General features: G+C 53.4%; 19 protein-coding genes. 15 read left to right on the top strand and 4 right to left on the bottom strand.

The window, feature by feature from the left end:
• Positions 1–534: 534 nt before the first annotated feature.
• From HNO52_RS11595 to HNO52_RS11525, 15 genes are all read left to right on the top strand, one after another.
• A complete protein-coding gene (locus tag HNO52_RS11595; RefSeq protein WP_197565470.1) occupies positions 535–1,674 on the top strand; it encodes a lipopolysaccharide biosynthesis protein in 1,140 nt (379 codons plus the stop codon).
• Between the two features lie 20 nt (positions 1,675–1,694).
• The gene (gene pseB / locus HNO52_RS11590) at positions 1,695–2,693 is read left to right on the top strand and encodes a UDP-N-acetylglucosamine 4,6-dehydratase (inverting) (RefSeq protein WP_197565469.1); all 999 of its coding nucleotides are present in this window, start codon (positions 1,695–1,697) and stop codon (positions 2,691–2,693) included.
• Entirely contained in the window at positions 2,693–3,856 is a 1,164-nt protein-coding gene (gene pseC / locus HNO52_RS11585) for a UDP-4-amino-4,6-dideoxy-N-acetyl-beta-L-altrosamine transaminase (RefSeq protein WP_197565468.1), read from the top strand. The genes pseB and pseC overlap by 1 nt, the downstream gene beginning before the upstream one ends.
• Positions 3,853–4,584, top strand: a complete 732-nt coding sequence (gene pseF, locus HNO52_RS11580) for a pseudaminic acid cytidylyltransferase (RefSeq protein ID WP_197565467.1) — start codon at positions 3,853–3,855, stop codon at positions 4,582–4,584. The genes pseC and pseF overlap by 4 nt, the downstream gene beginning before the upstream one ends.
• Complete coding sequence (gene pseG / locus HNO52_RS11575) at positions 4,581–5,771, top strand: UDP-2,4-diacetamido-2,4,6-trideoxy-beta-L-altropyranose hydrolase (protein WP_197565466.1); 1,191 nt, start codon at positions 4,581–4,583, stop codon at positions 5,769–5,771. Before pseF ends, pseG begins: the two co-directional genes overlap by 4 nt.
• A 3-nt stretch (positions 5,772–5,774) precedes the next feature.
• A complete protein-coding gene (locus HNO52_RS11570) occupies positions 5,775–6,434 on the top strand; it encodes a formyltransferase family protein (protein ID WP_197565465.1) in 660 nt (219 codons plus the stop codon).
• On the top strand, positions 6,421–7,473 hold the full coding sequence (pseI, locus tag HNO52_RS11565; protein ID WP_197565464.1) for a pseudaminic acid synthase: 1,053 nt from the start codon (positions 6,421–6,423) through the stop codon (positions 7,471–7,473). Before HNO52_RS11570 ends, pseI begins: the two co-directional genes overlap by 14 nt.
• Positions 7,463–8,380 (top strand): hypothetical protein, encoded by a 918-nt coding sequence (locus tag HNO52_RS11560; protein WP_197565463.1) that lies wholly within the window; start codon positions 7,463–7,465, stop codon positions 8,378–8,380. Before pseI ends, HNO52_RS11560 begins: the two co-directional genes overlap by 11 nt.
• Positions 8,352–8,906, top strand: coding sequence for a hypothetical protein (locus HNO52_RS11555; RefSeq protein ID WP_197565462.1), 555 nt, complete (start codon positions 8,352–8,354; stop codon positions 8,904–8,906). Before HNO52_RS11560 ends, HNO52_RS11555 begins: the two co-directional genes overlap by 29 nt.
• A 555-nt stretch (positions 8,907–9,461) precedes the next feature.
• Entirely contained in the window at positions 9,462–10,589 is a 1,128-nt protein-coding gene (gene gmd, locus HNO52_RS11550) for a GDP-mannose 4,6-dehydratase (protein ID WP_197565461.1), read from the top strand.
• A 2-nt stretch (positions 10,590–10,591) separates the two neighbouring features.
• Positions 10,592–11,566, top strand: coding sequence for a GDP-L-fucose synthase (fcl, locus tag HNO52_RS11545; RefSeq protein ID WP_197565460.1), 975 nt, complete (start codon positions 10,592–10,594; stop codon positions 11,564–11,566).
• A gap of 5 nt (positions 11,567–11,571) precedes the next feature.
• Entirely contained in the window at positions 11,572–12,099 is a 528-nt protein-coding gene (locus HNO52_RS11540) for a GDP-mannose mannosyl hydrolase (RefSeq protein WP_197565459.1), read from the top strand.
• Positions 12,100–12,112: 13 nt separating this feature from the next.
• Positions 12,113–13,519, top strand: coding sequence for a mannose-1-phosphate guanylyltransferase/mannose-6-phosphate isomerase (locus HNO52_RS11535; RefSeq protein WP_197565458.1), 1,407 nt, complete (start codon positions 12,113–12,115; stop codon positions 13,517–13,519).
• Entirely contained in the window at positions 13,519–14,286 is a 768-nt protein-coding gene (locus tag HNO52_RS11530; protein ID WP_197565457.1) for a glycosyltransferase family 2 protein, read from the top strand. The genes HNO52_RS11535 and HNO52_RS11530 overlap by 1 nt, the downstream gene beginning before the upstream one ends.
• 368 nt (positions 14,287–14,654) lie before the next feature.
• A complete protein-coding gene (locus tag HNO52_RS11525) occupies positions 14,655–15,647 on the top strand; it encodes an exopolysaccharide biosynthesis polyprenyl glycosylphosphotransferase (RefSeq protein WP_232090237.1) in 993 nt (330 codons plus the stop codon).
• A gap of 92 nt (positions 15,648–15,739) precedes the next feature.
• Here the strand turns inward: HNO52_RS11525 and HNO52_RS11520 are convergent, their stop codons facing one another.
• The 4 genes from HNO52_RS11520 to HNO52_RS11505 are packed head-to-tail and all read right to left on the bottom strand — an operon-like array spanning position 15,740 to position 19,229.
• Entirely contained in the window at positions 15,740–16,750 is a 1,011-nt protein-coding gene (locus HNO52_RS11520; protein WP_197565455.1) for a LacI family DNA-binding transcriptional regulator, read from the bottom strand.
• 37 nt (positions 16,751–16,787) lie between these two features.
• Positions 16,788–17,321: a gamma carbonic anhydrase family protein gene (locus HNO52_RS11515; protein ID WP_197565454.1), complete on the bottom strand. Its 534-nt coding sequence runs from the start codon at positions 17,319–17,321 to the stop codon at positions 16,788–16,790.
• A gap of 11 nt (positions 17,322–17,332) precedes the next feature.
• Complete coding sequence (gene kce, locus HNO52_RS11510; protein ID WP_197565453.1) at positions 17,333–18,265, bottom strand: 3,5-dioxohexanoate:acetyl-CoA acetone transferase; 933 nt, start codon at positions 18,263–18,265, stop codon at positions 17,333–17,335.
• 28 nt (positions 18,266–18,293) lie between these two features.
• On the bottom strand, positions 18,294–19,229 hold the full coding sequence (locus HNO52_RS11505; protein ID WP_197565452.1) for a 3-hydroxyacyl-CoA dehydrogenase: 936 nt from the start codon (positions 19,227–19,229) through the stop codon (positions 18,294–18,296).
• Positions 19,230–19,239 lie beyond the last annotated feature (10 nt).

The raw sequence follows: 19,239 nt of genomic DNA, 5'->3' as shown, positions 1-19,239 counted from the left end.
GCATCTATGCAGCCTAGTTCTGCAAAATTGCAACTAATTTTGTGTATGTCATACCTGCATTGTTGCAAGGAGTCCTCACAGTTGGGGCACAGCCGCAGAGGTAATGGTAGGAAAAAAACATGTCCAATCTGAAAATTTGCATTGCTATCGAACAGATCAAGCAACAGCTCGCCGAGCCGTTGATCTTCGACGGACGCAATATGTTCGAACCCAAGCGATGGTGATCAAGGGGATCACCTATCTTTCTGTTGGGCGTTAGCGAGCCGTTCTGACAGCCTCTGCTTATATGCGATTATTTTCATGAGCTGGTTATTTTCACTTCGGTTTATTTATTTCGATAAATTTGTATTCTCCGCTAGTAAATATTAATATAAATTAACTTGGTCTAAAGTATTAATGCTGCTACGTTCTGAATTTTTGACTAGGTTTTTTAATTTAGGGTTACGTGGGGCTACTCTATTATCTAAGTTTTTCTTGATCTTTCTTCTGGCAAGGTATCTCGATCCGTCGGAGGTGGGGCTGTATGGATTGGTCGTGGCTACTGTGGCTTATTCTTTATATGCGTTAGGTATTGATTTCTACAGCTACAGTACCCGCGAGCTTTTGGGGAGTGATAAAAAATTCTGGGCCAAATTATTAAGAGATCAGGGCGTACTCTTTGTCTTGGTGTATTGCTTGGTCATTCCTTTTTTGTGCTTGGTTTTTTTTTACGAGCTCTTGCCATGGTCGGTGGCGCCTTGGTTTTTTATTATTTTGGTATTTGAGCATTTGGCTCAGGAGTTAAATAGGCTGCTTGTTGCGATGTCCAGGCAGTTGCTTGCTAGTATGGTTCTTTTCCTTCGCTCAGGGCTTTGGGCTCTTTTTGTAGTCTTTGTTTTTTGGCTATCGGAAGATGTTCGTACTATTGATGTAGTATTCACTGCTTGGGCATTAGGGGCTGCCTCAGCATGTTTGCTGGGTGCGAGTGCAATGATGCAGCTAGATCGCGACTCATTGAGAAGCCGAATCGACTGGACTTGGATACGACGCGGTATTTCTATAGCTTTACCCTTGCTAATTGCTACGTTAGCAATTAGAGGGGTTTTTACTATTGACCGTTATTGGGTTCAAGCAATTGCAGGTGACGATGTTCTTGCCTCTTATGTACTATACTTTGGTGTGGCAAGTGTAATTATGTCGTTTCTGGATTCTGGCGTGTTTGTTTTTATATATCCTAAGATGATCTCTGCTTTTAAGAGCAGCAATCGTGAAGCCTTTGATAAAGGTATGCGTCAATTAATGGCTCAGACACTGATCGTTGTTATTGTATTGTCGGTACTTGCTGCTTTACTGATTCACCCATTGCTAGCTTGGCTCGATAAGCCGATATATACTGAGAATATTTCATTGCTTTACGTGCTTTTGATGGCTATGAGTGTTTACTCAATTAGCATGATCCCCCATTATGGCATGTATGCAATGTCTTTTGATCGCCATATAATAATTAGCCATGTATTGGCCTTGCCATGTTTTGGTATGTTGGCCTATTTATTCTCAGCTTGGACAATCAATTATGCGATTCCGTTGGCGCTATGCGGTTCTTTTGGATTTATTTTCGCATATAAAACAGTGGCTTATCTAAGCTATAAAAAGAAAATAGATTGGGCCTTGGCAGGCAAGGCTGTTTCTGCTTAACGTAATAAATAGGAAATCTTATGTTTGATGATGCATCCATACTTGTTACTGGTGGTACAGGTTCCTTCGGGCATACCTTCATACCCATGCTGCTGGAGCGCTACAATCCCAAGCGAGTTATTATTTTTTCTCGTGACGAAATGAAGCAATGGGAGATGGCTAAGAAATTCGAGGGTGATCCACGCGTGCGCTTCTTCATTGGCGACGTGCGAGACCGTGAGCGGGTCTACCGGGCTCTGGATGGCGTCGACTATGTGGTGCATGCGGCGGCCACCAAAATTGTACCGACTGCCGAATACAACCCCTTCGAATGCATCAAGACCAACGTCATTGGTGCCATGAATCTGATCGATGCCTGTATCGATAAAGGTGTGAAGAAGGTGGTGGCGCTATCGACCGACAAGGCTAGTAGTCCTATCAACCTGTATGGTGCCACTAAGTTAACATCCGATAAGCTGTTCGTGTCAGGTAACTCGTACGCGGGTGGCCACAATACCCGTTTCGCTGTGGTGCGATACGGCAACGTAATGGGGTCGCGTGGTTCGGTAATACCTTTCTTCATGTCGATTCGTGACAAAGGTGTGTTGCCGATAACCGATGACCGGATGACCCGCTTCATGATTAGCCTGGAGCAGGGCGTAGAGCTGGTATGGCACGCATTCGAGGATATGGAGGGGGGCGAGATATATGTAAAGAAAATTCCTTCCATGAAGGTCACCGACCTGGCTCGCGTAATTGCCCCAGAGGCGAGGCAGGAGGTGGTTGGCATTCGTCCCGGCGAGAAGCTGCATGAGCAGATGATAGGTGCCGAGGATGCCTACTATACCTATGAATATCCGGAACACTTTAAAATTCTGCCGGCCATTAATAGTTGGGACAAGGATGCCAATCGTATCAAGGATGGCAAGAAGGTGACGGAAGGTTTCGTCTATGCCAGCGATAACAATGCGGAGTGGATGACCGAAGCCGAGCTAAAAACGTGGATTGACGCCAACTGGAACAAGATCGGGGCCATCTAATGATTCCTTATGGTCGTCAGGACATTCAGCAAGCTGATATCGATGCCGTACTAGAGGTGTTGCAGTCGGATTTCCTGACTCAAGGCCCGGTGGTGCCTCGCTTCGAGCAGGCAGTGGCGGCCAAGGTTGGCGCCCGTCATGCATTGGCAGTGAATAGCGCCACATCCGGACTGCATATCGCCTGTTTAGCACTGGGGCTAGGAGAGGACGATTGGCTATGGACCTCGCCAATTACGTTTGTAGCCTCGGCTAACTGTGGCCTCTACTGCGGTGCCAAGGTCGACTTCGTCGATATCGACCCCAGAACGTACAATCTATGCCCTAAAGCTCTGGAGGCCAAGCTGAAACAGGCCGAGCGAGAAGGCCGCTTGCCCAAAGTCCTAGTGGCGGTTCACCTCTGCGGTCAGCCATGTGACATGCAGACGATCCATGCCCTTGGCCAGCATTATGGCTTCCGCATCATAGAGGATGCTTCGCACGCAATCGGCGGCAAGTACAAGGGCAAGTACATTGGGAGTTGCCGATACAGCGATATCGCGATCTTCAGCTTTCATCCAGTGAAGATTATCACCACGGCAGAAGGTGGGATGGCGCTGACGAATAATGACCAGTTGGCGCAGAGCATGGACCTGCTGCGTAGCCATGGTGTGACCAGGGACCCCAAGTTGATGACGCATGAAGCGGACGGCCCCTGGTATTACCAACAAGTCGACCTTGGTTTCAACTACCGAATCACCGAGTTGCAGGCCGCGCTGGGTGTCTCGCAACTGGAGCGGCTCGACGACTACGTCGCGCGCCGCAACGATCTCGCCGAGCGCTACGATAATCAGCTGGCTAAGCTGCCCGTAGTCACCCCTTGGCAGCACCCCGACAGTTACTCCGGTCGTCATCTGTATGTTATTCGCCTCAAGCTGAATGAGATCGGCGTCAGTCATCGCCAGGCTTTCGAGTCTTTACGTGCGCAAGGCATAGGTGTAAACCTGCACTATATTCCGGTGCATAATCAGCCCTACTATCAGGCGATGGGATTCCAGCGGAATGACTTTCCTGAGGCCCAGCGTTACTACGCCGAGGCCATCAGCCTACCACTATACCCCACCATGACCAACGCCCAGCAGGACGAAGTCGTAAGTGCTTTGCAGCAGGCATTGGAGGTCGCATGAGCGATGATGCTCGCTCGGGTAGCGTAGCAGTGATCCCCGCACGAGGCGGCAGCAAACGTATCCCACGCAAGAACATCAAGTCTTTTGCCGGCAAGCCGATGATCGCCTGGTCGATCGAGGCGGCCAGGACCAGCGGTTGCTTCGATCGCGTCATCGTTTCAACCGATGACGAAGAGATCGCTGCAGTCGCCAGCGAATGGGGTGCTGATGTGCCGTTCCGTCGGCCGGCCGAGCTATCCGATGACCATACCGGCACCATTCCCGTCATTGCCCATGCTATCGAGTGGCTTCGAGATCATGGCGAAGCTACGGATGCAGTCTGCTGCCTCTACGCCACGGCACCCTTCGTGCAGCCGAAGGACCTCAGGAGCGGTTACCAGAGCCTTCTGAGTGGTGAAGAGATTGAATATGCCTTCTCGGTGACCAGTTACGCCTTCCCCATACAGCGTGCACTGCGGATGACCCCGCAAGGGCGAGTAGCCATGTTCCAGCCGGAGCACTTCCATACCCGCTCCCAGGACCTGGAAGAAGCCTGGCACGATGCCGGCCAGTTTTACTGGGGGCGAGCAGAGGCTTGGCGAGAAGGCTTGCCGATTTTTTCGGAGCGTGCCGTGCCGGTGATCTTACCGCGTCACCGTGTGCAGGATATCGATACTCTTGAGGATTGGCAGCGCGCGGAATGGTTGTTCAGAGCCTGGCGGGCAGAACAAGGGAACGAGAAACAGTGAGCAATCGCCCTGATGCAAGCCGGGGAAAGATCGTTGCCATTCGCGCCGATGCCTCGCTCGAGATCGGTACTGGCCACATCATGCGCTGCCTCACTTTAGCCCGCGCACTACGTGATGCAGGGGCCGAGTGCCACTTCCTTTGCCGTGAGCACCCCGGCAATCTGATCGACATGATTCAGGCCGATGGCTTCGTCGTTCATCGGCTTCCGAGGGGGCAGCGCGAGGATCCGTCCCAGTCATCTCCGGATAGAGAGAACAACTGGGAGGTCGATCATGAGATTCAACCGAGCGGATCGAGAGGCCTATCGGAGCATGCCGATTGGCTCGGGGTACACTGGCAAGCCGATGCAAGAGCATGCAGGACGATCCTCGAGGGCCTAGCCCCGGACTGGCTGATAGTCGACCACTATGCGCTGGACGCCTGCTGGGAAGCAGCTGTGCTTCCGCAGGGTACTCGTCTACTGGTCATCGATGACCTTGCAGATAGGCCGCATATCGCGAATATACTCCTTGACCAGAACCTGGGGCGCCGTGCAGCCGATTATGAAGGCTTGGTTCCCGAGAACTGCCAACTCTTGATTGGGCCGCGTTATGCGCTGCTACGCCCTGAGTTCGCCGCTTGGCGTGAGCCTAGCCTGAAGCGTCGACACACTCCACAGATCCGGCACTTGCTGATCACTTTGGGTGGGGTTGATCAAGACAACATCACCGGCCGAGTGCTTGAGGTGTTAAGCCAGTGTTCCTTGCCTGATAATGTTCAGACCACCGTTGTGATGGGCGCAACCGCGCCTTGGCTCGACAATGTCCGAGCCAAAGCTGGATGGATGCCATGGCCCACTGAAGTCGCGGTCAACATCGATGACATGGCGAGACGTATGGCTGAGGCCGACCTGGCCATTGGCGCTGCCGGCAGCACCTCTTGGGAGCGCTGCTGTCTGGGTCTTCCGACCGTTATGGTGGCTTTAGCCGAGAACCAAGTAGCGATTGCTCACCATCTAGACGAGGCCCGGGCGGCGATCTGTGTCGGAACCACTGCCATGCCGACCTGGGCTCACCAGTTAGGGCAGGTCATGGAAATGATCCTCAAGGATCCGACTCGCCTCGAAGTCATGACGAACCACGCTGCTGGCCTCACAGAAGGGCTAGGCGCGTGCACGCTCGTCCAACATTTGCTGAATGATGACTGACCTATGCAGATCACGCTTCTTTGCACAAATCCTGAGCATCCCGTCAACGCCTGGTTGGCCCGTTGGCAGGCGCAGCATCAGCAGGATCATGATGTTACCTTTTGCCGAGATAAAGGCGAACTCCCCGGCGGGGATGTATTATTCCTCGTCTCTTGCAGCCAGATCATTGATGCCGCCACCCGGGCACGCTATCGGCACACTCTGGTACTGCATGCCAGCGACCTGCCGCATGGCCGTGGCTGGAGCCCACACATCTGGGCCCTGCTCGAGGGGGCCGAGGCCATCACGGTGAGCCTGCTTGATGCCGAAGATGGCGTAGACACGGGGGCCATCTGGGCCAAGCGGACTTTCCCAGTGCCGGCTCACGCACTGCATGACGAGATTCACGGTTTGCTGTTCGACACGGAACTGGAGCTGATGGACGAGGCGTTGACGATGATCTCGGCGGGAGGCGAGCCTGCGCCCCAACCCTTACACATTACACCGACGTATTATCGCAAGCGCACGCCAGCAGATAGCGAGGTCGACCCATCTCGACCTCTACGTGACCTGTTCCCAACGATCCGGGTCATGGACTCGCAGCGATATCCGGCGTTCTTTCGCTTGCACGGCCACACATATACCATCGTACTCAAGAAGGTGACAGAACATGACGACGATTAATATTGACGGCCGAGTGATCGGTTCCGAACAGCCTCCATATATCATTGCCGAGTTATCGGCCAACCATAATGGCAGTATCGATACAGCATTCAAGATAATTGAGGAAGCCAAGCGAGCTGGCGCCGATGCCATCAAGCTGCAGACGTACCGGCCAGATACCATCACCCTGAATAGTGACCTGCCAGACTTCCAGATCACAGAAGGGTTGTGGAAAGGGCGTACGCTTTATGAGCTTTATCAATGGGCACACACACCTTGGGAATGGCACAAACCACTTTTCGAGCATGCCCGCAAGCTCGGCATTACGGTCTTCAGCTCCCCGTTTGATACTACCGCTGTGGATCTGCTGGAAGAGCTTGGCGCCCCAGCCTATAAGATTGCTTCATTCGAGGCGGTCGATCTTCCATTAATTGAGTACGTTGCCCAGACCGGTAAGCCGATGATCATCTCTACTGGTATGGCCGACGCCGAGGAGATACAGGAAGCTATTGACGCTGCCCGAGGAGCCGGCTGTAAGCAGCTAGCCATCTTGCACTGTGTCAGCGGCTACCCGGCACCACCAGAAGACTATAATTTGCGTACCATCCCCGATATGATTGAGCGCTTCGGGTTGGTGACTGGGCTTTCCGACCACACCATCGACAATACAACGGCTATTTCAAGTGTGGCATTAGGCGCTAGTCTGATCGAAAAGCACTTTACACTAAATCGTAATGGTGGCGGACCTGATGATAGTTTCTCTCTAGAGCCGACAGAACTTGCCGCGCTCTGTCGCGATGCAAATACCGCCTGGCAAGCGGTGGGCCAGATTGATTATGGAAGAAAGTCAAGCGAGCAAAGCAATATCCAGTTTCGTCGCTCACTGTATTACGTCAAGAATCTGGATGTGGGGGAAGTAATAACGGCTGATTCTATCCGTAGTGTTAGGCCGGGGTTTGGTATGTCACCAAAGGAGTTTAAAAACATAATAGGTGTAAAGGTGTTGAAGAAAATCAATAAGTACGAGCCTGTTAAAAGAGAAGATTTTGATGCCCATTAAGCTTTCCATTAAAGAACTACTGTTTAAACTTCCTTTTTTTTATCAGCGCTGTTTTATTATTTCTGTGTTGCTTTTTGAATCGCTAATACAATATTTAAGATGTTGCTATCTGCGTTTTTCTGGGATGCATGAATTCAATATTTCTTCGCTTAGAAATGACCGGCTTCCACGCCGATGTCATATTCTAGGGTCGGGCTGGAGTCTCAATCATTCGTTTTGCACTATAAATACTGAAAAGGAGTTCGTTATTGGTTTTAATTTTTCATACTTAAAGTTTAATTCTCCTGACCTGCACTTTGTAGAGAATGCATCATATAAAAATCATGTATTCTCAGATAACACTGCTCTTATTTATTATGGGCTTAGGCGGCACTCGGTTTTCGAAAATTCCATAGTTGTTTTTAAAAACCTATCCGAGATAAAAAACAATGTTAAGCTTATATCAAGTCTTTATTCTAAAAAAAGTCTCTTTATTAAGGATAAGCACTACAGAATTCTAAGTAATGAAAGTTTGGAGTATTGTGTTGATAAAATGATGGAAGATCACGGTTATGTGCCTCAAGCTTATAGTAGTGCTATTGGTCTGATATTTTTTGCATACCATATGGGCTTCGAAGAAATAATTATACATGGTTTAGATTTTGGGGGGGCTCATTTTTATGGAGAGGACTTGGTGAGTGCGATTGCCCTAGGATGTAGTGATAGGACTGAAAACCAACATGGAGAAGAAAAATATAAGCCTCATAAAACAAGCCTACGATTTGGTGAGGTCGGTATACAGGAGATGCTGGCTTTAATAAAGGAAAAATTCGAAAAGAAAAGTGTTAAACTTTATTCTACTCCTTTTTCACCTTCTGCAGAAATATTGGGATACGTGGATGATGCAAAATTTTCCGCAGATTCGTAAAACAGTGGGGGCAAGAAATTTTTTTGACATTATAATATTTGCAAGTCTTGTTGTTTTTGTCTTGCATCCCATTTTATACTACTTTTATCCCGAGTTACATTATTCTGGAGAGGTTTCTTGGTTGGTTGTATTGCGCTCGCTCTTTGCTTGCTTGATTGTCATTGGCTCTATTTTTTCTTTAAGGCAATTTAACTACTTAGCATTAATAATGCTTTCTATTTTGATCATGAATATTGTTCTTTTTTCATTGCCGCGGCTTTTGATGGGTGAATATAAAGTCTTTATGACTGTTTTTCTTCCTTCTTTGTTTTTATTTGTAGGGTATCGGTACGATTGGGTAATTTTTAGGCGATTTTTTTATTTTTTTTCTGTAGTTAATTGCTTTTTTGTTTTTGTTGATTTTTTTGTGCTGGGTGGTCTCTTTTTTCCAAATTTGACTATAATCAATATTATCGTCCCTTTGGGATTTTCGTCAATCCAAACATATCAGGTATTGCTGCTTCTTTGTTTCTCTTGGCTTCGCTGAATGACCGCAAATATTATTATGCGGCCATTGCATTGCTTTGTATTTTTTTAACTGGCTCGAAGACGGCTTATGTTATATCTTCAATAGTTGTCGCTGCTCACTTGGTATTTCAGTTTCGTTTGGACAAAAGATCTGCATTTTATATTATTTTATTTTCTTTCACCCTTGCTTCGTTCATCTGCTATTTGTTTTTGTTTGAACCGTCAGAAGAATGGCTTGGTAAAATCAGAGCGTTTGATCTAGAAAGTTTGTTTATAAGGTTTAATATGTATCATGAATTTTTCCGTGACATTAATGTTTTTAATTACGACACATCCCCATTCTCGATAGATAATGGCTTTTTTTCCAAAATCTTATATGGTGGCTTATTTTTTTCTGTTGTTTGGTATGGTTTGTTTTTTATATGTGTTTTGTCTGCGCGAGGTGAGGCTAGAACATTTTTAAGTGTTTTGCTTTTGGCTTCCCTTACTACAAATATTTACTATACATGGCCTCTGGGATATTTAATGTATTTCCTGATGGGTAATTCTTTGGCAAGGATGAGAGTGATTAGTAATGAAAAAGCATAAGGTAGCTTTAATAACGGGTGTGACAGGCCAAGATGGATCATATTTGGCTGAGTTGTTACTTGCGAAAGGCTATGAAGTCCATGGTATCAAGCGCCGTGCTTCACTGTTCAATACCCAACGGGTTGACCATATCTACCAAGATCCACACGTGGAAAACCAGAATTTCGTACTGCACTATGGCGATCTTTCGGATTCCTCGAACCTGACACGGATCATTCAGCAGGTGCAGCCGGATGAGGTTTACAATCTGGCGGCACAGTCGCACGTCGCGGTGAGCTTCGAATCCCCCGAGTACACCGCTGATGTAGATGCCCTGGGTACTCTGCGAATCCTTGAAGCGATTCGTCTATTAGGTCTGGAGAAGAAGACTCGCTTTTATCAGGCGTCTACTTCAGAGCTGTTCGGCCAAGTGCAGGAAACCCCGCAGCGCGAAACTACACCATTCTATCCTCGTTCACCTTACGCTGCTGCTAAGCTATACGCCTACTGGATCACAGTGAATTATCGTGAATCCTACGGCATGTATGCATGCAATGGCATCTTGTTTAACCATGAGTCTCCGCGCAGGGGTGAAACCTTTGTTACCCGCAAGATCACCCGCGGGTTAGCTAACATTGCGCAAGGTCTCGAAGCATGCCTCTATATGGGTAACATGGATGCGCTGCGCGACTGGGGGCATGCCAAGGACTACGTTCGCATGCAGTGGATGATGCTGCAGCAGGACGAGGCTGAGGACTTCGTGATTGCTACCGGTAAACAGATCGCGGTGCGTGACTTCATTCGCATGAGTGCAGAAGAGTTGGGCATCACACTGCGTTTTGAAGGGCAGGGTGTTGATGAAGTCGCCATTGTAGAGAACATCCAAGGCGAGCAGGTGCCAGCACTTCAAGTGGGTGATGTGATCGTACGGGTCGACCCTCGCTATTTTCGTCCCGCGGAGGTAGAGACGCTGCTCGGCGATCCCAGCAAGGCTAAGGCTAAATTAGGCTGGGTGCCTGAAATCACCGTTGAAGAGATGTGTGCCGAGATGGTGGCCGAAGACCTCAAGGTGGCCAAGCGGCATGCCTTGCTCAAGCAACATGGATACGAGATACCGGTCACCGTGGAGGGCTGAGCATGGAAGATAAGCTGCACCAGAGAATATTCGTTGCCGGCCATCGTGGTATGGTGGGTTCTGCTATTGTGCGCCGCTTGCAGGCGCTGGGCTATTCCAACATCCTAACCGCCTCGCGCGACGAGCTTGATCTGACCGCTCAGCCACAGGTGCAGGCTTTCTTTGCACGTCACGCAATCGATCAGGTCTATCTGGCTGCGGCCAAGGTGGGGGGCATCCATGCCAATAACACCTTTCCTGCCGAGTTTCTTTATCAGAACCTTATGATCGAGGCCAACGTCATCCATGCTGCCCACCAAACGGGCGTGCACCGTCTGCTGTTTCTGGGTTCGTCATGCATCTACCCCAAGCATGCCGAACAACCTATGCGCGAAGATGCTCTGCTGACTGGAATGCTCGAGCCTACCAACGAGCCCTATGCCATAGCCAAGATCGCTGGCATCAAACTCTGCGAGAGCTACAATCGGCAGCACGGCCACGATTACCGTAGTGTCATGCCCACTAACCTCTATGGCCCCAACGACAACTTTCACCCTGAAAACTCCCATGTCATTCCTGCGCTGTTGCGTCGTTTCCATGAAGCGAAGGTCAACGAAGACCCAGAAGTCGTGGTGTGGGGAAGCGGGACGCCGATGCGTGAATTCCTGCATGTGGATGATATGGCCGCGGCCAGCGTGCATGTGATGGAACTGGATGCAGATACCTATGCGGCACATACCGAACCGATGCTTTCACATATCAATGTTGGTACTGGAGTGGATTGCACCATCCGTGAGTTGGCGGAGACCATCAAGCGGGTCACCGGCTATACAGGCGAGCTGCGCTTTGATGCCAGCAAACCCGATGGCACCCCGCGCAAGCTGTTGGATGTCTCGCGGCTAAACGCGTTGGGATGGCAAGCAGGTATTACGCTAGAGGCGGGCCTTCAGGATGCCTACCAGTGGTTCCTTGAAAACCAGAACCGTTTCCGCGGTTAAAACCGATGGATGAAAAGCAGATTTCGCCTCGAGGTTGGTTGAGCGACGATGCCTTTGGCCAGGTTGTGGCCCACACTCCGCTGATCTCTTTGGACTTTGTAGTGACCAATTCTGAAGGTGAGTGGTTGCTTGGCCAACGGCAGAATCGTCCAGCTCAGGGTTATTGGTTCGTGCCGGGCGGGCGAGTGCGCAAGAATGAGCCGCTAGCAGCCGCTGCTTGGCGTCTTACTACCGAGGAACTCGGTTGTCCCAAGGTACTGGTCGACATGCGTTTTCTGGGCATTTATGAGCATTTTTACGCAGATAGCGTGCTTGCCCAAGATCTGTCGACTCACTATGTAGTGCTGGCATACCAGTGTGCGCTATCGCTGGAGCTCGAATCTTTGCCGCGCCAGCAACACGATCGATACCGGTGGTGGACCCCCAGTGATATCGGCCGGGATGCATCCGTACACCCCTACACGCAAGCCTACTTACCAGCTGTCTCGGCTCTGCCGCCACTTAACTCTCACCAGCCCAAACCCTTTGAATAAGGAGATTCCCCCAATGCTGACGCCCGTGATCATGGCCGGGGGAAGCGGTTCGCGCCTGTGGCCTCTTTCACGCCAGCTCCACCCCAAACAGTTCCTGCCGCTAACCGGCAAGCTCACCATGCTGCAGGAAACCTTGCAGCGGCTAGCGGCGCTTGAGCACTCAGCCCCGCTGTTGATCGGCAATGAAGAGCACCGCTTCCTGATCGCCGAGCAATTGCGACAGCAGGGCTTTCACGATGCTCGCATCATGCTTGAACCGGAAGGGCGCAATACAGCTCCTGCGATTGCCTTGGCGGCGCTACAGGCAATGGCTGAAGAGCCCGAAGCTCTCCTACTTGTGCTAGCTGCCGATCATCTGATTCAGGATGTTCACGCTTTTCACTCAAGCGTAATTCAGGCCCAAGCATTGGCGAAGCAGGGTCACTTGGTGACCTTTGGTGTAGTACCCACCCACCCTGAGACTGGCTACGGCTATATTCAGCGCGGGGAAACGCAGGGCGATTATGGTTATCGAGTCCACCGCTTTGTTGAGAAACCTGACCGGGACACGGCCGTGAGCTATCTGGCGACTGGCGACTATTACTGGAACAGTGGCATGTTTCTGTTCCAAGCCAAGTCCTATCTAGAAGAGTTGGAGCGTTTTCAACCGGCTATGGTCGAGGCCTGCCGTGCGGCCTTGGCAGGTGCCAACCAGGATCTCGACTTCATTCGGCTCGATGCCGAAGCCTTCAAGGCCTGCCCGGAGGACTCCATCGACTATGCCGTAATGGAGCGGACGGAGCGTGCCAGTGTGGTGCCGTTGGACGCCGGCTGGAGCGATATTGGGTCATGGTCGGCCCTGTGGGAAGTCAGTAAGCGTGACGAGCAGGGTAACGCTTGTCATGGCGATGTGCTGATGGAAGATAGCAGTGACCTGTTTATCCATGCGGATCATCGCCTGGTCGCCACGATTGGCGTCGAGAATCTCGTGGTAGTTGAAACCAAGGATGCTGTGCTGGTGGCCCATAAGGGTCGTGTGCAGGAGGTCAAGCGCATCGTCGAGCGTCTCAAGTCAGAAGGACGGAGCGAGCATCACAACCATCGCGAGGTCTACCGTCCCTGGGGTGTGTATGACAGCATCGAAAATGGCCACCGCTATCAGGTTAAGCGGATCACTGTAAAGCCTGGTGCCAAGCTCTCCGTGCAGATGCACCACCACCGCGCCGAACATTGGGTGGTGGTTTCTGGTACCGCCAAGGTTACCAATGGCGAGAAGAGCTACCTGGTGAAAGAGGACGAATCGACTTATATCCCGCTTGGACAAGTACATGCGTTGGAAAATCCTGGCAAGATCCCGTTGGAGCTTATTGAGGTACAGTCGGGTTCCTATCTGGGCGAAGATGATATAGTTCGCTTTAACGACCGCTACGGACGCTGCTGATGGATAAGCCTCTTACGTTTTCTGTGATTACCGCCTGCTTCAACAGCCAGGCTACTATTGGAGAGGCCATTGTCACTCTGAAACAGCAGACTTGGTCTGATGTCGAGCATGTTGTGATTGATGGAGCTTCAAAAGATGCGACTGTTGTGATAGCTCGTAGTACCCTTGGGGATAGCGATGTTCTTGTTTCAGAGCCTGACTTCGGAATCTATGATGCCTTGAATAAGGGCATTGCCCAGGCTCGTGGTGAAGTGATTGGCTTTTTGCATTCCGATGATCTTTACGCTCATACCGATGTGCTCAGCCGAGTAGCGGCATGCTTCAACGATCCTGGTGTGGGCGCGGTGTATGGTGACTTACAGTACGTCGAAGCGGCGAATACCGAGCGAGTGATACGACACTGGAGTGCTGGTACTTTTAATCGAGATAAATTGAAATTTGGTTGGATGCCGCCGCACCCAACTTTCTTTATGAGACGTGAGCTCTATCAAGAGATGGGGGGGTTCGATTTGGCCTACCGCATCGCTGGTGACTACGATGCCATGCTTCGTTATCTTAAGAACGAGAAATTCAAAGTCGCATACCTCCCCGAAGTGCTGGTCAAGATGCGGGTGGGTGGAGCCAGCAATGGCAGTGTCCGGCAGATTCTTCGGAAGTCACGAGAAGACATCACCGCGATGCGTAACAATGGAATTAACCCTTTGGTGGCATTGCCCTGCAAAAATATCTCAAAGGTTCCTCAGTTTATAAAGGCTCGTTTGAGCTAGCTTGGGATTAATTCTTGAGCAATAGGCAGAAATCTTCGTTAGACTGCATGCACCGAAACCATCTAGAAAAGTAGATAGGAATGAAAGAGCGTATACGCTACGAGCGCCGACACTCTCGTTGGTATGAAGCGCTGCTATTGGGGTGGCCGTTTCAGCTTATCGTTGGCGCGCTTCTGATAGTCGGCCTGCCTGCGTGGGATCGCTGGGGTTGGGGTTTTTGGGAATATCTTCCACCTTATCGCAGTAACACATTGATAGCATGTGTGCTGGCTTTTATAGGTATCCTGTGGACGCTACGCCGCATGCATCGCTTCCCGGGGGCGCGTGTATCAGCCTTTATTGCCCCTACTATAGCAGTGGCTTACTTATTGGTAGTCGCAATTCTCTTCTTTACTCGCGAGGAGTACACCCGTCAGGTTCTGTTCGTCAGTTTCCTGATGAGCCTCGGCTGGTTCTATTTGGCCTTCTTCCTGGGGCGCCGCTACAGGCGCATGAAGCTCGGGGTGGTACCGGTAGGGCGTGTCGGTGAATTGGAGCCCACGCCAGATATCGAACTGCGCAGCCTGACGCATCCCGATTTGGGGGGCGTCCGCTACGATGGTGTCGTGGCGGATCTCCATGCTGAGGAACTTTCACCCGAGTGGGAGAGATTCCTGGCGCGCTGCACGTTGCACCACATTCCCGTTTACCATGTTAGGCAAATTCAGGAATCGATGTCGGGGCGGGTACGCATCGAGCATCTCACCGAGAACGAATACGGTAGTCTGTTGCCCTCGCTGAGTTATCAAGGAGTGAAACGCTTTATCGACCTGGTCGCGGCGCTGTTGCTGCTACCGTTGCTGGCCCCCATCATGCTGGCTACTGCCATCGCCATTCGCCTGGACAGCCCAGGCCCAGCACTGTTCATTCAGCGCCGAATGGGCTTTCGCGCCGTGCCGTTCAGGGTCTACAAGTTCCGCAGCATGTATATGGACCAGAAAGGCCTGGGCTTCACGGCAGGAGACGATGACCCTCGTATCACTCGGGTGGGGCGCTTCATTCGCAAGTACCGCCTCGACGAGCTGCCGCAGCTGTTCAACGTGATCAAGGGAGAGATGAGCTTCATCGGGCCGCGCCCCGAATCCATGGAACTCTCCGATTGGTATGAGCGCGACGTGCCGTTTTTCAGCTATCGCCATGTGGTACGGCCGGGTATTTCCGGCTGGGCCCAGGTGGAGCAGGGCTATGCCGCCGAGGTGGATGGCATGACCACCAAGCTGCAGTACGACTTCTACTACATCAAGCACTTTTCCCTGTGGCTGGATATTCTCATTGCCTTCAAGACGCTCAAGACGATCGTGACGGGTTATGGGTCCAGATAGCCGTTGGCCAGCTAAGTAAGCCCAAGAAAGCCAGATACCAGAAGCCGCCGCCTCGATGACTCGACGCGGCGGCTTTTGGTTTCTGGGCAAGGTTAACGAACTGGCGGACGAGTACTGCCACGCAGCATGGGAGTAACCGGCAAGATGTGGTGCTCGGGTGGCATATCCTCCTGTGCTACCTGCTTCATCAGCAGCTCGGTAGCTTTTTCGATCATCATGTCGACGGGCTGCCTGACGGTGGTCAGCGCGTGGCTGGGCCAGGCCGCCATGGGCACGTCGTCGAAGCCGATGATCGAGACTTCGCCGGGCACTTTGAGCGCGAACTCGTGCCGCAGGATCTCCATGGCGGCGAGTGCCATCAGGTCGTTGGCCGCGAAGAGGGCGTCCGGGGGCGTGGGCGAGCTGAACAGGCGGCGGGTCGCCTGGCAGGCATCCTCATAGCGATAATTGCCGACCTCGCTTGCCGGGCAGGTCTGATCCTTGGAACGCAGCCCTTCGAGGAAACCGGCCTCACGCTGCTGGTGCGTCGATGACTCCGGCAGGCCGCCCAGGAAGGCAATGCGTTGATGCCCCAGGGAGGCCAGGTAGCGACCGGCCCAGTAGCCGCCTTGGTAATTGTCGCTACCCACCTGGCTGATTCCGGCATAGTCAACAGTGCGGTTGATGATCACCACTGGTATGCCGAAGTCGTCCACCAGACCGGCCTGGCGCTGCGTCATGGTGATGGCGAGCAGCAACACGCCCTCGACCTGGCTGCGAATGATGTCGTCGAGCACCGCATCGAAGTCGCCACTCGGTGGGGCGAAGAACATCAACAGGTGATAGCCCTGCGCCTGGAAGAAGCGTGAGGCCTTCTCCAGCATGAAGCTGTAGAAGGGGTTCTCCAGGCTGTAGGTCACCACGGCGATGGTGCGGCTCGAGCGGGTGATGAGCGAGCGGGCGATCGTGTTGGGGCGATAGCCCAGCTCGCGGGAGGCCTCCATTACCTTCCGGCGCGTGCTCTCCGAGACCTTGGCCTCGGGGGAGAAGCTGCGGCTGACGGCGGATTGCGAAACACCGGCTAGCCGGGCGACATCGCGTGAGGTAACGGATTTACGTTTCATCGAGTCTCTTGTTGTCAGATCCTGGTGAAGGCTGGGGCTACGAGGAAGCAGGATCGACGCGCTCCAGGGAGCGGTAGGTGTCGATTTTTTGCACGTAGGTACGGCTGTTTTCCAATGCCGACTGCACCTCGTCGTCGGTCAGTTCCCTGACCACCTTGGCCGGAGCGCCGACGATCAGCGAGCGGGGCGGGAACTTCTTGCCCGATGTGATCAGCGCACCGGCACCGATGATGCAGTGATCGCCGATTTCCGCATCGTTGAGCAGCGTTGCGTTCATGCCGACCAGCACGCCGTCGCCGATGCGGCAGCCGTGCAGCATGGCCAGGTGCCCGACGGTGACCTGACGGCCGATGACCACGGGATGGCCGGGATCGGTATGCACCACACAGCCATCCTGCAGGTTGCTGCCTTCGCCCACGCTAATCGGCTCATTATCGCCGCGCAGCACGGCTCCCGGCCAAACGGTGACTTCACGCTCCAGGTGGACCTTTCCGATCAGGGTGGCTTCATCCATTACCATGGCGGCAGGATCGATCTCGGGCGCATGGCCTTCGAGTCGGTAAAGCGGCATAGCCAATCTCCTTAGAAGCCGACCTTGTCGGCGCCTTTCAGCTGTAACATTTCACGTGCCTCGTCGGGGGTGGCGACCTCGAAGGAGAGCCCTTCGAGTATTTCGCGCACTTTCCGCACTTGGCTGGCATTGCTTTCGGCCAGCTTGCCTGGGGCGAGCCACAGCGAATCCTCGAGACCCACGCGGACGTGGCCACCCATGGCGGCTGCCTGGGCGGCGATGCGCATCTGGCTGCTGCCGGCGCCCAGCACGGACCATTCGTAATCATCGCCAAATAGCCGGTTGGCGGTGCGGCGCATATGCATCACGTCTTCCGGGTGGGGGCCGATGCCGCCGAGGATGCCGAATACGCTCTGCACGAAGATGCGGCCGCCGACGATGCCGCGATCCATGACATTGCGCAGGCTGTAGAGGTGGCCGATATCGTAGCACTCGCACTCGAAGCGCGTGCCGTTCTTGCCGCCAAGCGTCATCGCCGTTTCGATGTCGGCGAAGGTGTTCTTGAACACCAGGTCGCGACTGTTCTCCAGGTGGGCGCGCTCCCATTCGTGCTCGAAGCTGTCATAGCGGTTGAGCATGGGGAACAGGCCGAAGTTGATCGAGCCCATGTTCATCGAGGCGAGCTCCGGCTTGAACTCCATGGCCGGGCGCATGCGCTCCTCCACGGTCATGTGCGGGCTGCCGCCGGTGGTGAGGTTGATGACCGCGTTGGTGGAGCCTTTGATACGCGGCAGGAAGCGCTCGAACACGGCGGGGTCCTGGGTGGGCTTGCCGTTCTCGGGATCTCGTGCATGGAGGTGAAGGATGGAGGCGCCTGCCTCGGCGGCGGCGATGCCCGCCTCGGCGATCTCCTCCGGCGTGACCGGCAGGTGCGGCGACATGGAGGGGGTATGAATGGCGCCGGTCACGGCGCAGGTAATGATGACTTTGCGTTTGTTCGCCATGGAATCTTGCTCCTTGCACTTATGGGGGTCAGGTAGGGGAAACGCTGCGCTGATGGGCCATCAGCGCCATGAGGCGCCGGTCGCGCCAGGCTTGCCGGTCGGCGAGACCATCGCTCGGCAGCTGTGCGCGACGCTCCTCGTCCAGTGCGCCAAGTGTCGCGGCCTCCCACGGGTCGTCGTTACCGCGCTGGCGATCCACATCGCGGTATAGGGGACCGTAGCGCTGGCCGTAGTCGACCACGCCGGAGGGCGCATTGAGATCGATGGTCTCGAAGGGGCCCATGAACGACCAGCGCAGCCCCAGCCCGTGCTTGACGGTCTTGTCGAGGTCTTCGGCGGAGACATAGCCGTCGCGGAACAGACGCAGCGCTTCGTTGAGCAGGGCGCCCTGTAGACGGTTGAGGATGAAGCCCTGGATCTCCTTGCGCACCAGGATGGGGGCCTGGTTGGCCTGCTCCATGAGGCGCATGGTGCGGCTCACCGCGGCTTCCGAAGTGGCCGGGGCGGGGGCGACTTCGACCAGCGGAATCAGGTAGGGCGGGTTCACCGGATGCGCGACCAGGCAGCGTTCGGGGTGGCGCAGGTGGTCGGTGAACTGGGAAGCGGCGATACCCGAGGTGGAACTGGCCAGGACGGTGTCCTCGGCCACCACTGCCTCCAGGTCGGAGTAGATGCGCCGCTTGGCTTCGACGTTCTCGGGGCCGCACTCCTGGATGTATTCGGCGCTTGCCATGGCGCGCGCCAGGTCGCTCTCCGTCTGAATTAGCGCTAAGGGGGCGTCCACTTCATCGATGAGGCCAGCCTGGCGAAGATCGTCGAGGGATTGGCGAATGGCCTCGCGGGCCTTGTCCAGGGCACCGGCATCCACGTCGTAGAGGCACACGGACATACCTGCCCGGGCGAAGACGATGGCCCAGGCGCGACCGATCAGGCCGGCGCCGACGATACCTATCCGAGCTGTCATGAGCTGACTC

This window comes from Halomonas sp. MCCC 1A13316 (assembly GCF_014931605.1).
GTDB lineage: Bacteria > Pseudomonadota > Gammaproteobacteria > Pseudomonadales > Halomonadaceae > Halomonas.
This window is presented reverse-complemented; position numbering and strand designations above follow the sequence as displayed.